Origin of the sequence: Treponema vincentii (genome assembly GCF_010365865.1) — a bacterium.
Taxonomy (GTDB): Bacteria; Spirochaetota; Spirochaetia; order Treponematales; family Treponemataceae; genus Treponema.
The window spans coordinates 814,008-829,240 of record NZ_CP048020.1; the positions used below are offsets into that span (position 1 = coordinate 814,008).

The following is a 15,233-nucleotide window of genomic DNA, read 5'->3' on the forward strand; positions in this document are numbered from 1 at the left end:
CTTGTGGTATAATAGGGCAGCTGAAAATCGCCGGGGAGTTGTGATTATGGTAAGAGAAGCGGTTAAAGAAGATTTATATGAATTATTGAATCTATCTCTGTTTTTGCACGAAAAAAATATTCCGGAAAATTCAAGCCGCATGGAAAATACATGGAACACAATTATTGAAGATGAGAATCATCATATCATCGTCAATGAAATAAACGGTAAAATCGAAATCCGAGGAGATGATTTTTAGACGATGGAAACAGTGATTATACACGGACAAAATCATAAGGGATCAACATATCATATTGCGAGCAATCTGGCATTGAAAGTCGGAGGAAACATAAAAGAGTTTTTTTTGCCGAAAGATTTCGGTGAGTTTTGTACCGGTTGTACAAAGTGTTTTTTAGAATCGGAAAAACAATGTCCGCATTTTGACAGACTTAACCCTATTACCGAGACGATAGACAAAGCCGATTTGATTATTCTTGCAAGTCCCGTATATGTAATGCACCCAACGGGTTCTATGAAAGCATTTTTAGATCATTACGGATATCGTTGGATGGTACACCGGCCGGAGGAAACAATGTTTTCGAAGCAGGGTGTGTGTATTTCCACTGCCGCGGGTGGGGGTATGAAATTTGCAAATAAAGATATGGCAGACAGTTTGTTTTTTTGGGGAGTTGCTGAAATTTACACATACGGCAAAGCTGTTCGGGCTGTAAAATGGCAAGATGTAAGTGAAAAAATTAAAAAATCCATAGATAAAGCATTAAGCTCTCTTGCAAAAAAAATTACCGATAAGTATGGTAAAGCGAAGCCCGGAATAAAAACAAAACTGATGTTCAATATCATGCGCCTCTTACAAAATAAAGTCCGGAATCGGGCAGATACGGATTATTGGCAGGAAAAGGGATGGCGGGATAAAAACCGTCCGTGGAAATAAGTAAGATTTTCAGCCCTTATAATATCATGAATTTTCAAATTTTCCGTTTAAGAACGACCTATAACAATGAAAGATATTCTATTTGTATAGTGTGCAGAAATCAAGCTTCCCTTCCCGAAATTCAGCTTTCCAATATTCTCCCTATATGGCGTTTTTCAAAGAAGAGATCTTTGTTTGTAAAAACGATAATTGCGGCGGCAAGTGTAACACAGATTGTCTCGACGCATTTTCGCTACTTATAGCAGCAGGGGATGTCTCAAGACATCAATTTGTTATAAATGGCTTCATCCTGTTCGCTGAATACATTAAACACGATTTTCATTGTGCTGTTGTTTTTTGCTTTCCAGTCTTCAACCGTTGAGACGGCAATCTCCGCTGCTTTTTGAGCAGGGAACCGGAATACACCGGTGGAAATACAGCAAAAGGCAATAGATTTTACGCCGTTCTCGGCTGCGAGGTTCAGGCAGGACGTGTAGCAGTTTGCAAGCAGCATGCAGTCGCGGTCGGTAAGTTGACCGCTGATAATCGGCCCTACGGTATGCAGCACATACTTGCACGGTAAATTGAACGCAGGCGTAATCTTTGCGGTTCCGGTCGGCTCTTCGTGTCCTTGTTTTTGCATGATGCCGGCACACACGGCACGTAGCTGCACCCCCGCGAAGGTGTGGATGCAGTTGTCGATGCACGCATGGCAGGGCTGCCAACATCCGGTCATGCCGCTGTTCGCCGCGTTCACAATCGCATCGACCTTAAGCGTTGTAATGTCGCCCCTCCTCACATACCAATCCCCGTTGCCCCGTCCGGTAACCGGTTTTAAATCGGCAAGGCCGGTAATGCCGCGCTGCCGGATCGCCTCCTGTAAATAGCTGTCCTGTATGCGCAGGAACTCTTCGCTTGTATGCTGCGGCGGCCGAATGTTCATCAGAGAGCGGAGCAGGTTCTTCTGTTCATCCTCATCATCCGGCATCTGCACATCGCGATAGTTGGGATTTTCCCTTAAAAGATATTCGATTAAAAAAATACGCCGGTCATTTTGTGTCATCTTTCCCTTCCTTAAAATGCAACAATATTTTGGAAATATACGCCCCTCATTCTACCGCTGCTTACTATCGCCCCATCCGTGCCAATGCCCGTGTATCGGGATCTACATCGCATTGTATTTCTTCATAGAGATTATCGTCAATGCAATGGCGTTCAATCATCTTTTCAACGATTCTGTTGCGGCAGAGGGAGCATTTCATGTTACGATACAGTATCCGGAGAATATCGTTAAACACGGGATCTTCGGCTAACGCCTTTGACTCTAGAGCCGTATATTGTATCTCATGTATATCGAAGATAGTGCACAGCTCAAGCAAGTTAAAAAGCTTGGTCTTTTTGTTTTCAGAGTAATATTTCAAGCAGACTTTTATAAAGGCATTTCTGGTATTGTCGTCATACCGGTCTTTTAAAAAATCATAGACGGCAGGATCATTGAAGGGAACAAGTGCTTCGATAATATCTTGCCGAAACGACTTATTTTCAGTTGCTTCAAAAGAATCGAAGAGTACCTGTGCAGGAATTTTGATTTGCCGTTCTTCGAATAATCGGATAAGTCTTTTTTTCAACGGCAGTTCAGCTTCAAGAAATATATTCGAAAGTTTTTGGATATCGGCTTCGCTTGCACGTCTTCGTACCCATCTCCAAAGGCTGATACGTTCCAGTCGGGTTGGGAAGGGTTTTCTTTTCAACAGTGCAATGGCTGTATCCGCCGTATACTGTTTTGGTTTTTTCCTTCGTGTCTTTCGTTTTATGTGCGCGATTGCGAGATAGCGGTCGATTGCCGCATCATGTTCGTTGCGGAGCTTTTCTGTCAGCTCCTCTTCAGTGTATCCGATATCTTCCGCATATATATCGTAAAAAGTAGAGTTGATAAACTCTTTTTTATTATCTTCTGTAATATGGGTACTGAAATAACGAGCGAGGTATACAACCGCCTCATATTTATCGAGCAGCAGTAAATCGCTCAAGCCGATCATGCCATTATACATATCTTCTTCGGCATACTGTTCGAATTTTTTGTACAGCTCGGTCTTATCGAACCGCCTCGACTCGGCGAGCTTCCGTACAAATCCGAATACCTGCAATTCGCCCCAATCTCTATCGTCCATTGTGTTAAAATATGCGATAACGCGCTCGTCGATTTTTTCTCTGTGCGGATATAATTCCAAGAGATCGTACAGATATTCGGTGCGGCTGCCTTCACATTGCGGATCGTAGGCTTTGTTTTCTATAATGTTAGCATATAAGATTTCTTCAATTTGCTCCGAAGGTTGAATACAGCCTTTTTTCAGCAAAAGATACGGTACACCGGTACCCTTCTCAAGTTCCTGTTCAAAAACGGTAATCATAGTTACTCCTATTTTCAATACTCCAATTGTGTAATAACCCCGACATCAACATTGAGCCCGCGGATTTTCAGTGCATTAAAAATGATATTTTCCACATCTACTGAATATTTTTGCGTAAAAGCGCAAAAAATTCCAGTAGATGTTTTGCTTATTCTATAAAATCTTTCCCATTTTGTCTCTTTTCTTTCTCAATAAGGCTGAAAAAAAGCCGAAAATCATAAAGACGAAAGTTTATCTATATAGAGGCAAATTGGAGGTTCAATATATGCAAGCACTTGATGTCCAGAACGATATGCAGCCGGTCAATTACACGGATGCGGTACAGTCAAGTAATCAGGATAAAAAAAATGCAAAAGAACCTGATGTGAAGGGCTCATCCTTTATTGATATAATAAAAAAGCTGATGGCGGAGGAGACCGACAGCCGTACTGCGGGAGAAGAAAAAATATCCGGCAGCACCGCATTGGCTCAAGAGGCGTCGGAACAGACTGAGCGTAAAAAAAATGCTGCGGCGCAAACCGAATTATCCCGGTTAAAGAACAAAGCCGGGAAACACAGCGATATGCGCGCACAACACCTTGCCGAAGCAGATGCACGGGAAGGGGAAGCTGCCGAAGCGCTTGCAGACGCGGACGTTTTGCTTGCCTTTGAAGACGGGATCGATGTAAAGAATGCGCTTGAAAACGGCGCGGATAAGCAGCTTCAAACTTCGATGTTTGCTCAAGCGGAGCCGGAAATCGGGGCTGAGGGAGCCGCTTTACTATCTGCCGAAGAAGCGCAGCAGTTGAAAAAACAGAAAAACGGCAAAACGGAATCCGGCTTGGCTGTAGGTGTAGCGGCTTCCGGCATGGAAGAACTGTCCGGAAAGCAAAGGAAAAATGCTGATGAGCTCGCCGCGGATAGCACTCTCGAAAAAAGCACAAAGGCACAGCAGGTAAAACAGCACAAGCCGGTGTTTACTATTATAGATGAGCGCACGGTGAATGCCGCTCCGGTTGTTGCGGACGGTTCCGTACACGAAGCGGGCGCCGCCGTGCGGGTTACCAATGCGCCGTCGGTTGATATGGCGGCGGACTTCCGCAGTATGACGGCAGGTTTGGGCACCGCTGCAAATGGTACGCAGGGGGGCACAGGAGAGCGGCGGGCCGAGTTTTGCCTCGTTGGTTGCGCAGCAGGTGCAGGATATGGCGCCCGACTTTGTGCAGGCAGGGCGGATTGTGCTGCAGGATAACAACGCAGGCGTCATCCGCTTGCAGATGCAGCCCGCGCATCTCGGCAACATCAGAATCAATTTGGAATTGGCCGGCGGGAAGAAAATCGTCGGGAAGATTATCACGGGATCAAAAGAAGCATACGAAGCGTTCAAAGAAAGCATTGAACAGCTTGCAAAAGCCTTTGAACAGGGCGGATTCGCGAGTGCGCAATTCGATGTCAGCTGGTCGGGCGAAGGCGGCGGCCGGCAATTTGATGGTGAGAACAGTCAATTTAATGAATTATTTGCACAAAATGACCGGCTTGAGGTAATGCAGGGTAATCGTTATGCCGATACTGAAACTGTCTACGCATTCGGGCAAGATCAAGCGGTGAATGTATTTGCGTAAGCGGAGGTAAGAAACTATGAATATCGGTACGGTAGCGCAGGGAAACGGAATTCCGATGCCTTCTTTTGAAATGAGTCCGGAAGAAAAGGCTCGGCTCAACATGGAAGTAGACACAATCAATAAACAGAATTTTCCGGAGGGGAGAAAGCCGAAGCAGGAGTTGGGAAAAGACGATTTTCTCCAGTTGCTCGTAGCACAGCTGACTCATCAGGATCCTACCAGCCCGCTGGAGGATACTCAGTTTGTCGCTCAGATGGCGCAGTTTACGTCGCTTGAGCAGCTGACAAATATGAACCAGAGCTTCGGCACACTGAATAGACTGATCGGAGATTCTTCGGCGGTCAATGTGGTCGGTAAGCAGGTAGATATCGAGCAAAGCAGCGGTACCGTTTCGGGAACCATTACGGCTGCAACCCGCGGCGAAAACCCGCAGGTACAGGTTAACGGCAAATGGTATGCATGGTCGGATGTACAAACCGTCTATGCAAATAACTAAACTATATAATAGAAGAGAGGAGATACAGATATGATGCGGTCATTATTTTCCGGTGTTTCCGGAATGCAGAATCACCAAACGAGAATGGATGTTATCGGTAACAATATTGCAAACGTAAACACGACTGGTTTTAAGCGCGGACGGGTCAATTTTCAGGATTTGATTTCTCAGCAGTTGAGCGGCGCTTCCCGTCCGAACGAAGAAGTCGGCGGCGTGAACCCGAAAGAAGTCGGGCTTGGCGTTATGGTTGCCAGCATCGACACCGTGCATACGCAGGGCGCCTTGCAGTCAACCGGTATCAATACCGATATCGCGGTACAGGGAAACGGTTTCTTCGTACTCAAGTCGGGTGAAAAGAGCTTTTATACCCGCGCCGGAGCCTTCGGTGTCGATAAAGACGGCACGATGGTGAACCCCGCAAACGGTATGCGCGTGCAGGGCTGGATGGCACAGGAAGTAGACGGTACCCGCCTTATCAACACCTCCGCACAGACGGAAGACCTCATCATCCCGATCGGGCAGAAGATCGACGCTCGTGCAACCACCTCGGTGAACTATGCCTGTAACCTCGACAAGCGACTGCCGGAGCTTCCCGAAAACGCAAACCGCGCTCAAACCTTGGAATCGACATGGACAACCGAGTTTAAAGTATATGATACCTTCGGTGAAACTCATGAACTGAATTTAAGTTTTTCGCGCGTCCCGGGCACTCAGAACCAGTGGCTCGCAACAGTCAATGTTGACCCTGAAAACGCAGAAGCAACGGCAACGCGCACGGGCGTCGGCACTACCGAAGGAACCGGCAACACGTTCACCGTTACCTTCGATAACTACGGACACCTTGCTTCGGTTACCGATACGGCAGGAAACGCCTCCGCCGCAGCAGGACAAGTGCTCGTGCAAGTTTCATATAACGTTCCCGGTGCGACAGCCGGAGAAGACGGTGCTCCCGTCCGCCACACCTTCGATATCAACTTAGGTGAGATCGGTACTTCTCGCAATACGATTACCCAATTCGCCGAACGCAGCACCACCAAGGCCTACGAGCAGGACGGGTATGCAATGGGGTATCTTGAAAATTTTAAGATTGACCAGAGCGGTATTATCACCGGTGTGTACTCCAACGGCGTAAGCAACGAGATCGGTCAGCTTGCGATGGCGGGCTTTGCAAACCAAGGCGGTTTGGAAAAAGCAGGTGAAAATACCTATATTCAGTCGAATAACTCCGGTATCGCCAATATCACTACTTCGGGCGTTATGGGAAAGGGTAAATTGATTGCCGGTACCCTTGAAATGAGCAATGTCGATTTAACCGATCAGTTTACCGATATGATTATTACGCAGCGCGGATTCCAAGCAGGAGCTAAAACCATCCAAACGTCTGATACAATGCTTGAAACCGTATTGAATTTGAAACGGTAATAAGGTAATATGAAGGATACATTATGATAAAGGTTACGCGGCTTAACGGTACACAGTATTGGATAAATCCCCATCAGATTGAAACGATAGACTGTAACCCCGATGTAACGCTGCACATGCTGTCGGGCAAGAGCTTTGTGATAAAAGAAACGCCTGAGGCCTTGCTCGATGCTATTGTCGCGTACCGCAAATGTATCGGTATCTTTAAAAACGAAATGTAAGGGAGCTGTCTTAAGTTATGGATATAGCATCATTTATAGGTATATTCGGCGGTATTGCTGTCGTTATGTTCGGCGCTTTCATGGGAAGCTCGCTCGGCGGACTTATCGACGTGCCTTCGATGTTCATCACAATCGGCGGTTCGTATATGTGTTTATTCTTAACGTACCCGCTTTCTTATGTTATCGGTATCTTTAAAGTTATGGGCAGGGTGTTTAAAGTTGCCGACTATAAAGAAAAAGAAATGGTGCAAAAACTCGTTGCCTTGTCCGAAAAGAGCCGCCGTACCGGTCTTTTAGCGTTGGAAGAAGAAATCCAGGATTTTGAAGATGACTTTCTTCGCACCGGTTTGCGCAATGTTATCGATGGTATCGACGGAGCAGCTATCCGTGTGTCGATGGAAAACGAATTGACGCAGATGGAAGAGCGGCATAATAAATGGATATCATTAATAAACGCATGGGCAACACTTGCCCCCCGGCTTCGGAATGTTGGGAACGGTTATCGGTCTTATCGGTATGTTGCTGAATATCGAAGATAAGAGTTCGTTAGGGCCGAACATGGCAGTTGCGTTGGTTACGACGTTTTACGGCTCTATGATGGCAAACTGGTTGCTTATTCCGATGGCGTCAAAGCTCGCCTATCAGAATAACTTGGAAGTACGGTCAAAGGAAATGATTATAGAGGGAATACTCGGTATCCAATCAGGCGACCACCCACGTATTCTTGCACAGCGATTGCTTACGTATCTTGATCCGAAGGATCGGAAAGTTTTGGAATCCGAGCTGATAAAGGATTAGCCTATGGCACGGAAAAAGAAAGGCGCGAACGCTCCCGGGAGCGGATGGCTGACAACGTACGGCGATATGGTTACGCTGATGCTTTGCTTCTTCGTTATGTTGTATGAACCGAGCGAAGTCGATATTACCCGTCTGCAGGCATTATCGGCGTCTATCAGCGGCGACCCGACCGGCGGTTCAATTTCGTTATCGGCGGGGAAACTTGCTGATCTCGGTAATACTATCAGCTCCATGCCGTCGATGGAAAAAGGGAAACTGCTCGGAACCGCTTTAAAAAAAGCTGTGTCGATTTTCACGCCTGAAATAAAGACCACTAAGATCGCCGTTACCAGCGACGAACGGGGGATTGTTATTTCCCTTGCAGCGGATGCCTTTTTTGCACGGAACAGTGCAGAGCTGAATATTGAAGAAAGTCGCGAAACATTGTTGAAAATTGCGCAATTTTTATCCGATAAAGAATTAGCGGCTCGACGTTTCCGTATTGAAGGACATACCGATTCGAGTGATGCGCTTGCCGGAAAGTGGACAAGCAACTGGGAACTATCAGCTGCCCGCGCAATCAACGTATTACATAATTTGACTGACTTTGGTGTACAGGAAGATAAGTTTTCTATTGCCGGCTATGCAGATACTCGTCCTGTCTATTCCAATGAGACTGCAGAAGGGCGTGCCTACAATAGGCGGGTTGATATTATTATTTTGGATGATGCACATTTTTAGTGTGTCCTGAAAGATTTACTAGGAGAAAGAGGAGTAACCACAATGGCTGACGAGCATACAAATTTGACTGATGAGCATGGAATGGATGAAAACATCGGTGTCGATAATCCGGTAAAGGCTAAAAAGGCGGGGCTTATTCCGACGCTTCTTAAATACATTGCCATTACGCTTGCTGCTTTGATTTTTATCGTAACGGTTGTTGTTATTACGGTTAATCTCATGTCAAAGCGAGGGCAATCTCAGTCCGAATACCCCATTGCGGAAGAATACCGCGATTCGCGTGAAATGCTGCAATATTATTCTGCAATCGGTGCTGTAAAAACATTTACCAAGGATGTTACACCGGGCACCGTTGTCGTCAACGTTGAGCTCGGATATCCGCAAAACGACAAGACAACCTCGCAGGAACTGACGGCACGGCTGGTTGAATTAAAGGATTTTCTTCGCGGTTATTTCCAAAGCAAAACGATTGCGGAACTGAAGCAAGAAGAGAAAATTAAAATTGAGATACGCAATCAAATCAATGACAATATACTATCGAAGTCGAAGATAAAAGCGGTCGCTTTTACTCAATATGATATTATAGAACAATAGGGATTGTATGACTGAAGTATTATCGCAGGACGAAATAGACCAGCTTCTCACTGCAATCAGCTCAGGGGATACCGAGGCGGAGGAGTTTAGACCGGTTAACGATACGCGCAAAATCAAAATTTATGATTTTAAGCGTCCGGATAAATTCTCTAAGGAGCAGATGCGTACCGTTTCAATTATGCATGAAACCTTTGCGCGTTTGACTACTACCGCTCTTTCGGCTCAGCTGCGGAGCATGGCTCACGTACACGTTGCCTCCGTTGATCAGCTGACGTATGAAGAGTTTATCCGTTCAATCCCTACGCCGACTACGCTGGCCGTAATTAACATGGATCCGCTGAAGGGAAATGCCGTTTTGGAAATAGACCCTTCCGTTACCTTCTCCATCATCGACCGACTCTTCGGCGGTACGGGACAGGGCACGATGGTGCAGCGAGAATTAACCGACATCGAAGCCTCTGTTATGGAAGGGGTCATCGTGCGTATTTTGGCGAATATGCGCGAGGCATGGACGCAGGTTATCGACTTACGGCCTCGCTTAGGGCAGATTGAAACGAATCCGCAGTTCGCACAGATTGTACCGCCTTCCGAAATGGTTGTTTTGGTAACGCTCGAAACAAAGGTCGGCGAAGAAGAAGGCATGATGAACTTCTGTATTCCTTACATTACAATTGAGCCGATCATTTCAAAACTTTCCAGCCAGTTCTGGTTCTCGTCGGTACGCAGAAGTTCGACAACGCAGTATATGGGCGTACTGAAAGAAAAGCTTTCTACGGTAGATATGGATGTTGTTGCCGAAGTGGGTTCGCTCAAACTGCCGGTACGGGATGTGCTTAATCTTCGTGCAGGCGATGTGGTACGACTGACTGATACGAGAGTGGGGCATCCGTTTACGCTTAGTGTCGGTAGCAGAAAGAAGTTCTGGTGTCAGCCCGGCGTTGTGGGAAATAAGGTTGCCGTACAAATATTGGAAAAGATTGAGGATATCAATCAGGATGAATTTGAAGAGCTAAGTGCTGATCAGGAGGAATTATATGAGTGATGGGTCCATTTCTCAGAACGAAATAGATGCGTTGTTGTCGGGTATGGGTGGTTCCGGGAGTGCGCCTGCGGACGGAGCGCTTACACCGGCACGTCAAGAAGCCTTACAGAAGTTTTTTGACGGGAATGTTCTCGCACTCTCTGCGAATCTGGATTCAATGACCGGCAAAACCGTCTCCGTGTCCAATCCTGTCATCGAACTGAGTGGTCGTGAAGCCTTTTTGCAGAAAGTGCCGGATATGGCGGTCGCCGTTACCATTGATTTTGACGGAGCGCTGACGGGCGATCACCTGTTCGTATTGGCTCCCGAATTCGCCGAAAAGCTGGTAGGTCTCGTAAACAATGAGGAGAGCGTTACAATTGACGATATGGCTCTTTCCGTTATCAGTGAAACAATTGCGCAATACGTCGGAAAAGAAATCAGTGCGTTTGACGGTCAAGATATTAAAGGTGTTACTAATATGCCTGCTGAGGCTCATCATGTACCTAAAGCAATGGTACGGCTTTCGCAGGACTTTGCACTTTTAACATATTCGGTTACAATTGATGGGACAGCCTTCAATTTATGGGAGATTATCGCAAAAAAAACAGCGGAACAAATTGCTGATAAATTAAATAAAACGGCAAGTGATCCGCAGGTAGCGCCTGTGCAACCTATTCCGGTACAGGCTACTCCTGAGCAAGGAGGCGCAATGGGGGCAATGAATATGCCGATGAATGGAATGCCACAAATGGGGCAGCAACCGATGGGTATGGGAATGCAAATGCAAAGTAGTGCACAGGCTCAGGGCGGAATGGTGATGCCCGGTATGAATCCGAATGTGCAGTCCGTACAGTTTTCCCCTCTCCTTAACGGGGTAACCGAAGCGGAACAGGGAAATATCGGACTGATTATGGACGTGTTCATGGAGATGACCGTCGAACTCGGGCGTACCCGCAAGATGATTAAAGAAATTTTAAGTATGGGTGAAGGTCATATTATCGAATTGGATAAGCTTGCCGGTGAGCCGGTGGATATCTTAGTGAATCATAAACCGATTGCAAAAGGGGAAGTTGTCGTTATCGATGAAAATTTCGGTGTTCGTGTTACCGAAATTTTGTCACCGGCTGAACGTATCAGCGATACATAGTCGATTTATTGCGAACCTCTAAAAGCAAAGTTTTTAGAGGCTTCCTACTATCTTTCAGAACGAAAGCGGGCATTGGGTGGGGGAAATGCATAAAGATTCGTATAAAGTAATACTCTTCTCTTTTCTTTTGATCTGCGGCGCCGTGCGTGCGTTTGCGGATGATGCCGTTGCGGCGGCCGATAATGATTTATCTGTCACACATGGAGAAACCTCAATCGTGTTGCAGACGGATGAAACGGCGCTGCCGGTACAAGATGTTCCCACGCCGCGTACTTCAAGAAGTTCAACTTTTTCTCTGTTATTGCAGCTCATTATATCCTTAGCAGCTGTGTGTATGCTCATTTACGGAGTGCTGTATTTTATTCGCCGTTCAAAGCAATTTACCGCCGGCGATGATCCTTTTTTAAAAAACGTCGCAAATTTGCCGCTCGCACCTAATAAAACTCTGTATATTGTAACCCTTATCGATAAAGCCTATTTGATCGGCGCTTCGGATGCTTCATTGTCGCTGATTGCGGAAATCACCGATAAAGAACTGATCGATGCGATGAATCTGCATGCGGCACAAACGGCCGGTCCGAAGCAAAGCTTCAGTTCATTACTCCATACCTTTTTCCCTGCGGCAAAACCCAAAGAAGCGGATGCTAATCCTTTCGATTCGTTTTTAGCCAAGCAGCGTGGACGTCTGCAAAACTCAAGCGCGGCACAGGAAGGTGAAACCCCGCAAGGAGCGGAATACGACACGGGGAGGGAAGGCCGATGAAAAAACTTGCAATAGGTATTGCCTGCATCTGCCTGTTTTGTATCCCCGCAACGCTGTCCGCACAGAGTAATACCGGTACTTCACAGACCGGCCGTACCGAAATAGATGCAACGCGTGAGACGACCCGCGTGCCTTTTGTCAATCTGAATATCCGCGAACCTCAGAATAATCGGGAAGTAGCGTTTTCCATTCAGCTGCTCCTTTTAATAACGCTGATTACCCTTGCGCCGAGCATTCTCCTTTTGACGACGTCGTTCTTACGGCTCAGTATTGCGCTTGATTTTATTAAACGCGCGCTGTCGCTGCAGCAGGTGCCGCCTACGCAGGTACTCAACGGCATTGCACTCTTTTTGACGATTTTTATTATGTGGCCGACATTTACGGACATATACAATAAGTCCTTTAAACCGATGGCGGACGGGCAAATCAATATCGAAACCGCCTATACCGAAGCGGAAAAACCGTTGCGTCTTTTTATGTATAAGCAGATGGCGCATGATCCCTCTCATATCAGACTCTGTATGTCGCTTGCCCGTATGGAGAAGCCTAATACGCTCGCCGACGTTCCTACGCATGTGTTAATCCCTGCATTTATCCTGCACGAGCTGACTGTCGCTTTCCAGATTGGTATATTCCTCTATCTGCCGTTCATCATCATCGACATGGTTGTCGCGAGTATCCTGATGTCGATGGGTATGATTATGTTGCCGCCGGTACAGATTTCGATGCCGTTTAAGCTGATTTTATTTGTGCTGGTGGACGGTTGGAATTTATTGGTCGGTCAGCTCTTTCAGTCATTCTTGTAGGAGAGTTGGTGCATCCAAAACTCTAACCGGCGTTTTTAGAGACGTTCATTTATAAAAAGGAGGAAAAACGATGAGTATCGGGATGATTGTCAATCTCTTGCGCGAGGGTATTTTCCAGGTATTTATATTAGCCGCCCCCGTTTTGCTGGCGGCATTGGTTGTCGGCTTAATCGTAGCGATTTTTCAGGCGACTACCTCCATTCAGGAACAGACGCTCACCTTTGTGCCGAAGATTTTGACGATTTTGGGTATGCTTGCGCTTTTGGGTGGGTGGATGTTCAGTGTATTACGGGATTATACCGTTCGCCTTTTCGACATTATTCCTCAGCTGGTGCAAGGTTAGGTAACTTATAGGCGGCGCGAGTAATGGATCCTAACCCCTTCTCCTTTTTACTGGTTAAAGCTCCTCTCTTTTTTTTGGTATGCGTGCGGGTATTCGCGATGATTTCCACGACGCCGCTCCTTTCGACGAGGGCGGTACCGCGTATTGCAAAAATTTCGCTGGCGGGCTTAATCGGCTTCTTAGTGATGCCGGTCGCCTACGGTTCCCCGCTGGATATACAGGGCTTCAATCTTGACTATGCGCTGCTGGTTGTCGGCGAAGCGCTGCTCGGAGTGCTGACGGGCTTTTTTATCAGCATTATCTTTGCCTCGTTCAGCACGGCAGGGCAGTTTTTTTCGTATCAGATGGGGTTCGGCGTATCGGAAGTGTATGATGCGCTTGCTCAAATTGAAAACCCGCTGATGGGGCAGTTCTTAAACTTTATCGCTGTGCTGATCTTTTTGCAGATTAAGGGATTCCAGACGCTGTTTTTAGGCGGCGTACTCCGCAGCTTTCAGTCGATCAACTGCTTTATGTTCTTGCAAAAACGAGAATTGATTTCCTCGTTCCTTGTGACGAACCTTAGCAGCCTTTTTTTAAATGCGATGATGATTGCAATGCCGGTGATGGGGACACTCTTTTTAGTGCATGTTTCGATGGGGCTCTTGTCAAAGGCCGCGCCGCAGATGAACCTCTTGTCGGAAGGCTTCCCGATAACGATTTTGCTCACCTTTTTCCTTTTAACCGTGTCGCTGCCGTTTATGGCAAATTTCTTTGTGCGGATTATGGAAAACGGATTTGCGGCCTTTGAAAGCCTGCTTATCCGCGCTGGCGGGGGTATCTAGTATGCAGAAACTCGCGATAGAGGCTGCCAGCGGATATAGTGAGCGGAACTTTTTTATCGACTTGCAGTGGTTTGCCGCAGAGGACGAAGGGCGTACCGAAGATCCAACCGACTATAAAATACGCAAGGCTCGTGAAGAAGGGCGTGTTGCAAAAAGTCAGGATATCAACGCTGCATTGGTACTGCTATTCCCCGCCGGTGCACTGATCTTTCTTTCCTCCTTTTTTTTGGAAGAATGTATGGAAATTCTCCGCTTCTTTTTTTTGCGGAGCACACAGGCGGATATCCGAAGCGGTATGTGGTTCGGTATCTTTGTGCAATATTTTTTAAAGCTTGCCCTTCCACTTGCTCTTATCGCTATGATTGCAGGCGTGATTGCCAATGTTCTTCAAAACAACGGTTTTTTATTTTCTACCAAACCTATTCAGCCTCAATTCAACAAGATTGTCCCCGACTTTATCCGTTTTTTTAAACGGGCGCTTTTTTCTACCGAAGGCTTGTTCAATTTTGCGAAGTCGTTGACAAAGGTTGTCGTGCTGGTGTTCGTTGCCTTTTTAATGATACGGGCAAACCTTCCCCATTTTATTGAGCTGTTGACGGTGAGCTTTCCGCAAGCGATCTTTTTTATTGCAGGAGTCGCGGCAAAACTGCTTGCAACTGCTGCATTGTTACTGCTGATTCTTGCAATTCCCGATTATTTTTTCCAGCGCAAGCAATTTATCGATTCGCTGAAGATGACAAAGCAGGAAATAAAAGAAGAATACAAGGAATTGGAAGGAGACCCGCAGGTCAAAGGGCGAATCAGGCAACAAATGCAGGCAATTCTATCTCAAAATGCAATCCGCAATGTCCCTAAGGCTGATGTCGTTATTACGAACCCGACGCACTTTGCAATCGCAATGCAGTGGGATTCAAAAACAATGGCGGCGCCGATGGTGCTGGCAAAGGGTGCCGATGCGATGGCGCAGAAAATAAAGGCGATTGCCCGCGAGCATAATATTCCTTTAATAGAAAACAAACCGCTTGCCCGTGCGCTCTATGCTAAAGTCCAAATCGGTGATATAATACCGGAGGAATATTATCGGGCGCTCTCATTGGTGTTCGCAGAAGTATATACCCTCAACAACAAAAAACAGGAATTTTATAGAAGATAA

18 protein-coding genes and 1 pseudogene are annotated in these 15,233 nt (G+C 46.5%); 17 read left to right on the forward strand and 2 right to left on the reverse strand.

What is annotated here, in order from left to right; translation table 11 throughout:
* Positions 1–46 precede the first annotated feature (46 nt).
* Positions 47–238 (forward strand): hypothetical protein, encoded by a 192-nt coding sequence (locus GWP43_RS03790; RefSeq protein WP_016523493.1) that lies wholly within the window; start codon positions 47–49, stop codon positions 236–238.
* Positions 239–241: 3 nt separating this feature from the next.
* A complete protein-coding gene (locus GWP43_RS03795) occupies positions 242–931 on the forward strand; it encodes a flavodoxin family protein (protein ID WP_162662821.1) in 690 nt (229 codons plus the stop codon).
* Positions 932–1,187: 256 nt separating this feature from the next.
* Here the strand turns inward: GWP43_RS03795 and GWP43_RS03805 are convergent, their stop codons facing one another.
* Positions 1,188–1,973, reverse strand: a complete 786-nt coding sequence (locus GWP43_RS03805; RefSeq protein WP_162662823.1) for a protein-ADP-ribose hydrolase — start codon at positions 1,971–1,973, stop codon at positions 1,188–1,190.
* A 64-nt stretch (positions 1,974–2,037) separates the two neighbouring features.
* The gene (locus GWP43_RS03810; RefSeq protein ID WP_162662825.1) at positions 2,038–3,321 is read right to left on the reverse strand and encodes a hypothetical protein; all 1,284 of its coding nucleotides are present in this window, start codon (positions 3,319–3,321) and stop codon (positions 2,038–2,040) included.
* A 265-nt stretch (positions 3,322–3,586) separates the two neighbouring features.
* Here GWP43_RS03810 and GWP43_RS03815 point away from each other — a divergent pair, with 265 nt between their 5' ends.
* From GWP43_RS03815 to flhB, 15 genes and pseudogenes are all read left to right on the forward strand, one after another.
* Positions 3,587–4,552, forward strand: a complete 966-nt coding sequence (locus GWP43_RS03815; protein ID WP_230978014.1) for a hypothetical protein — start codon at positions 3,587–3,589, stop codon at positions 4,550–4,552.
* A complete protein-coding gene (locus tag GWP43_RS14495; protein WP_230978015.1) occupies positions 4,506–4,922 on the forward strand; it encodes a flagellar hook-length control protein FliK in 417 nt (138 codons plus the stop codon). Before GWP43_RS03815 ends, GWP43_RS14495 begins: the two co-directional genes overlap by 47 nt.
* Positions 4,923–4,938: 16 nt before the next feature.
* On the forward strand, positions 4,939–5,418 hold the full coding sequence (gene flgD / locus GWP43_RS03820) for a flagellar hook assembly protein FlgD (protein ID WP_162662827.1): 480 nt from the start codon (positions 4,939–4,941) through the stop codon (positions 5,416–5,418).
* Between the two features lie 30 nt (positions 5,419–5,448).
* Positions 5,449–6,840, forward strand: a complete 1,392-nt coding sequence (gene flgE, locus GWP43_RS03825) for a flagellar hook protein FlgE (RefSeq protein WP_162662829.1) — start codon at positions 5,449–5,451, stop codon at positions 6,838–6,840.
* 23 nt (positions 6,841–6,863) lie between these two features.
* Positions 6,864–7,061, forward strand: a complete 198-nt coding sequence (locus tag GWP43_RS03830; protein ID WP_162662830.1) for a flagellar FlbD family protein — start codon at positions 6,864–6,866, stop codon at positions 7,059–7,061.
* Between the two features lie 17 nt (positions 7,062–7,078).
* Positions 7,079–7,859, forward strand: a pseudogene (locus tag GWP43_RS03835) (motility protein A).
* Positions 7,860–7,862: 3 nt separating this feature from the next.
* Positions 7,863–8,579, forward strand: a complete 717-nt coding sequence (gene motB, locus GWP43_RS03840; protein ID WP_162662832.1) for a flagellar motor protein MotB — start codon at positions 7,863–7,865, stop codon at positions 8,577–8,579.
* Between the two features lie 42 nt (positions 8,580–8,621).
* Positions 8,622–9,173, forward strand: a complete 552-nt coding sequence (locus GWP43_RS03845) for a flagellar basal body-associated FliL family protein (RefSeq protein WP_162662834.1) — start codon at positions 8,622–8,624, stop codon at positions 9,171–9,173.
* Between the two features lie 7 nt (positions 9,174–9,180).
* Positions 9,181–10,215 carry a flagellar motor switch protein FliM gene (gene fliM / locus GWP43_RS03850; protein WP_016523505.1) on the forward strand — a complete coding sequence of 345 codons (1,035 nt, stop codon included), beginning with the start codon at positions 9,181–9,183 and terminating at the stop codon, positions 10,213–10,215.
* A complete protein-coding gene (gene fliN / locus GWP43_RS03855) occupies positions 10,208–11,344 on the forward strand; it encodes a flagellar motor switch protein FliN (protein WP_162662836.1) in 1,137 nt (378 codons plus the stop codon). Before fliM ends, fliN begins: the two co-directional genes overlap by 8 nt.
* 85 nt (positions 11,345–11,429) lie before the next feature.
* Positions 11,430–12,107 (forward strand): flagellar biosynthetic protein FliO, encoded by a 678-nt coding sequence (locus GWP43_RS03860; RefSeq protein ID WP_162662838.1) that lies wholly within the window; start codon positions 11,430–11,432, stop codon positions 12,105–12,107.
* Positions 12,104–12,913, forward strand: coding sequence for a flagellar type III secretion system pore protein FliP (gene fliP, locus GWP43_RS03865; RefSeq protein ID WP_162662840.1), 810 nt, complete (start codon positions 12,104–12,106; stop codon positions 12,911–12,913). Before GWP43_RS03860 ends, fliP begins: the two co-directional genes overlap by 4 nt.
* 70 nt (positions 12,914–12,983) lie before the next feature.
* Positions 12,984–13,256, forward strand: a complete 273-nt coding sequence (gene fliQ / locus GWP43_RS03870) for a flagellar biosynthesis protein FliQ (protein ID WP_162662842.1) — start codon at positions 12,984–12,986, stop codon at positions 13,254–13,256.
* A 23-nt stretch (positions 13,257–13,279) separates the two neighbouring features.
* Positions 13,280–14,080, forward strand: a complete 801-nt coding sequence (gene fliR / locus GWP43_RS03875) for a flagellar biosynthetic protein FliR (RefSeq protein ID WP_162662843.1) — start codon at positions 13,280–13,282, stop codon at positions 14,078–14,080.
* 1 nt (position 14,081) lies between these two features.
* Complete coding sequence (flhB, locus tag GWP43_RS03880; RefSeq protein ID WP_162662845.1) at positions 14,082–15,233, forward strand: flagellar biosynthesis protein FlhB; 1,152 nt, start codon at positions 14,082–14,084, stop codon at positions 15,231–15,233.

Excerpts from the sequence above, each read along its gene's own strand:
- fliN (WP_162662836.1), top strand. The coding sequence starts at position 10,208 with ATGAGTGATGGGTCCATTTCTCAGAACGAAATAGATGCGTTGTTGTCG.
- fliM (WP_016523505.1), top strand. The coding sequence starts at position 9,181 with ATGACTGAAGTATTATCGCAGGACGAAATAGACCAGCTTCTCACTGCA.
- fliQ (WP_162662842.1), top strand. The coding sequence starts at position 12,984 with ATGAGTATCGGGATGATTGTCAATCTCTTGCGCGAGGGTATTTTCCAG.
- motB (WP_162662832.1), top strand. The coding sequence starts at position 7,863 with ATGGCACGGAAAAAGAAAGGCGCGAACGCTCCCGGGAGCGGATGGCTG.
- GWP43_RS03830 (WP_162662830.1), top strand. The coding sequence starts at position 6,864 with ATGATAAAGGTTACGCGGCTTAACGGTACACAGTATTGGATAAATCCC.
- GWP43_RS03860 (WP_162662838.1), top strand. The coding sequence starts at position 11,430 with ATGCATAAAGATTCGTATAAAGTAATACTCTTCTCTTTTCTTTTGATC.
- GWP43_RS03810 (WP_162662825.1), bottom strand. The coding sequence starts at position 3,321 with ATGATTACCGTTTTTGAACAGGAACTTGAGAAGGGTACCGGTGTACCG.
- flhB (WP_162662845.1), top strand. The coding sequence starts at position 14,082 with ATGCAGAAACTCGCGATAGAGGCTGCCAGCGGATATAGTGAGCGGAAC.
- GWP43_RS03845 (WP_162662834.1), top strand. The coding sequence starts at position 8,622 with ATGGCTGACGAGCATACAAATTTGACTGATGAGCATGGAATGGATGAA.
- GWP43_RS03790 (WP_016523493.1), top strand. The coding sequence starts at position 47 with ATGGTAAGAGAAGCGGTTAAAGAAGATTTATATGAATTATTGAATCTA.
- GWP43_RS03815 (WP_230978014.1), top strand. The coding sequence starts at position 3,587 with ATGCAAGCACTTGATGTCCAGAACGATATGCAGCCGGTCAATTACACG.
- fliP (WP_162662840.1), top strand. The coding sequence starts at position 12,104 with ATGAAAAAACTTGCAATAGGTATTGCCTGCATCTGCCTGTTTTGTATC.
- GWP43_RS03805 (WP_162662823.1), bottom strand. The coding sequence starts at position 1,973 with ATGACACAAAATGACCGGCGTATTTTTTTAATCGAATATCTTTTAAGG.
- flgE (WP_162662829.1), top strand. The coding sequence starts at position 5,449 with ATGATGCGGTCATTATTTTCCGGTGTTTCCGGAATGCAGAATCACCAA.
- GWP43_RS03795 (WP_162662821.1), top strand. The coding sequence starts at position 242 with ATGGAAACAGTGATTATACACGGACAAAATCATAAGGGATCAACATAT.
- fliR (WP_162662843.1), top strand. The coding sequence starts at position 13,280 with ATGGATCCTAACCCCTTCTCCTTTTTACTGGTTAAAGCTCCTCTCTTT.
- GWP43_RS14495 (WP_230978015.1), top strand. The coding sequence starts at position 4,506 with ATGGCGCCCGACTTTGTGCAGGCAGGGCGGATTGTGCTGCAGGATAAC.
- flgD (WP_162662827.1), top strand. The coding sequence starts at position 4,939 with ATGAATATCGGTACGGTAGCGCAGGGAAACGGAATTCCGATGCCTTCT.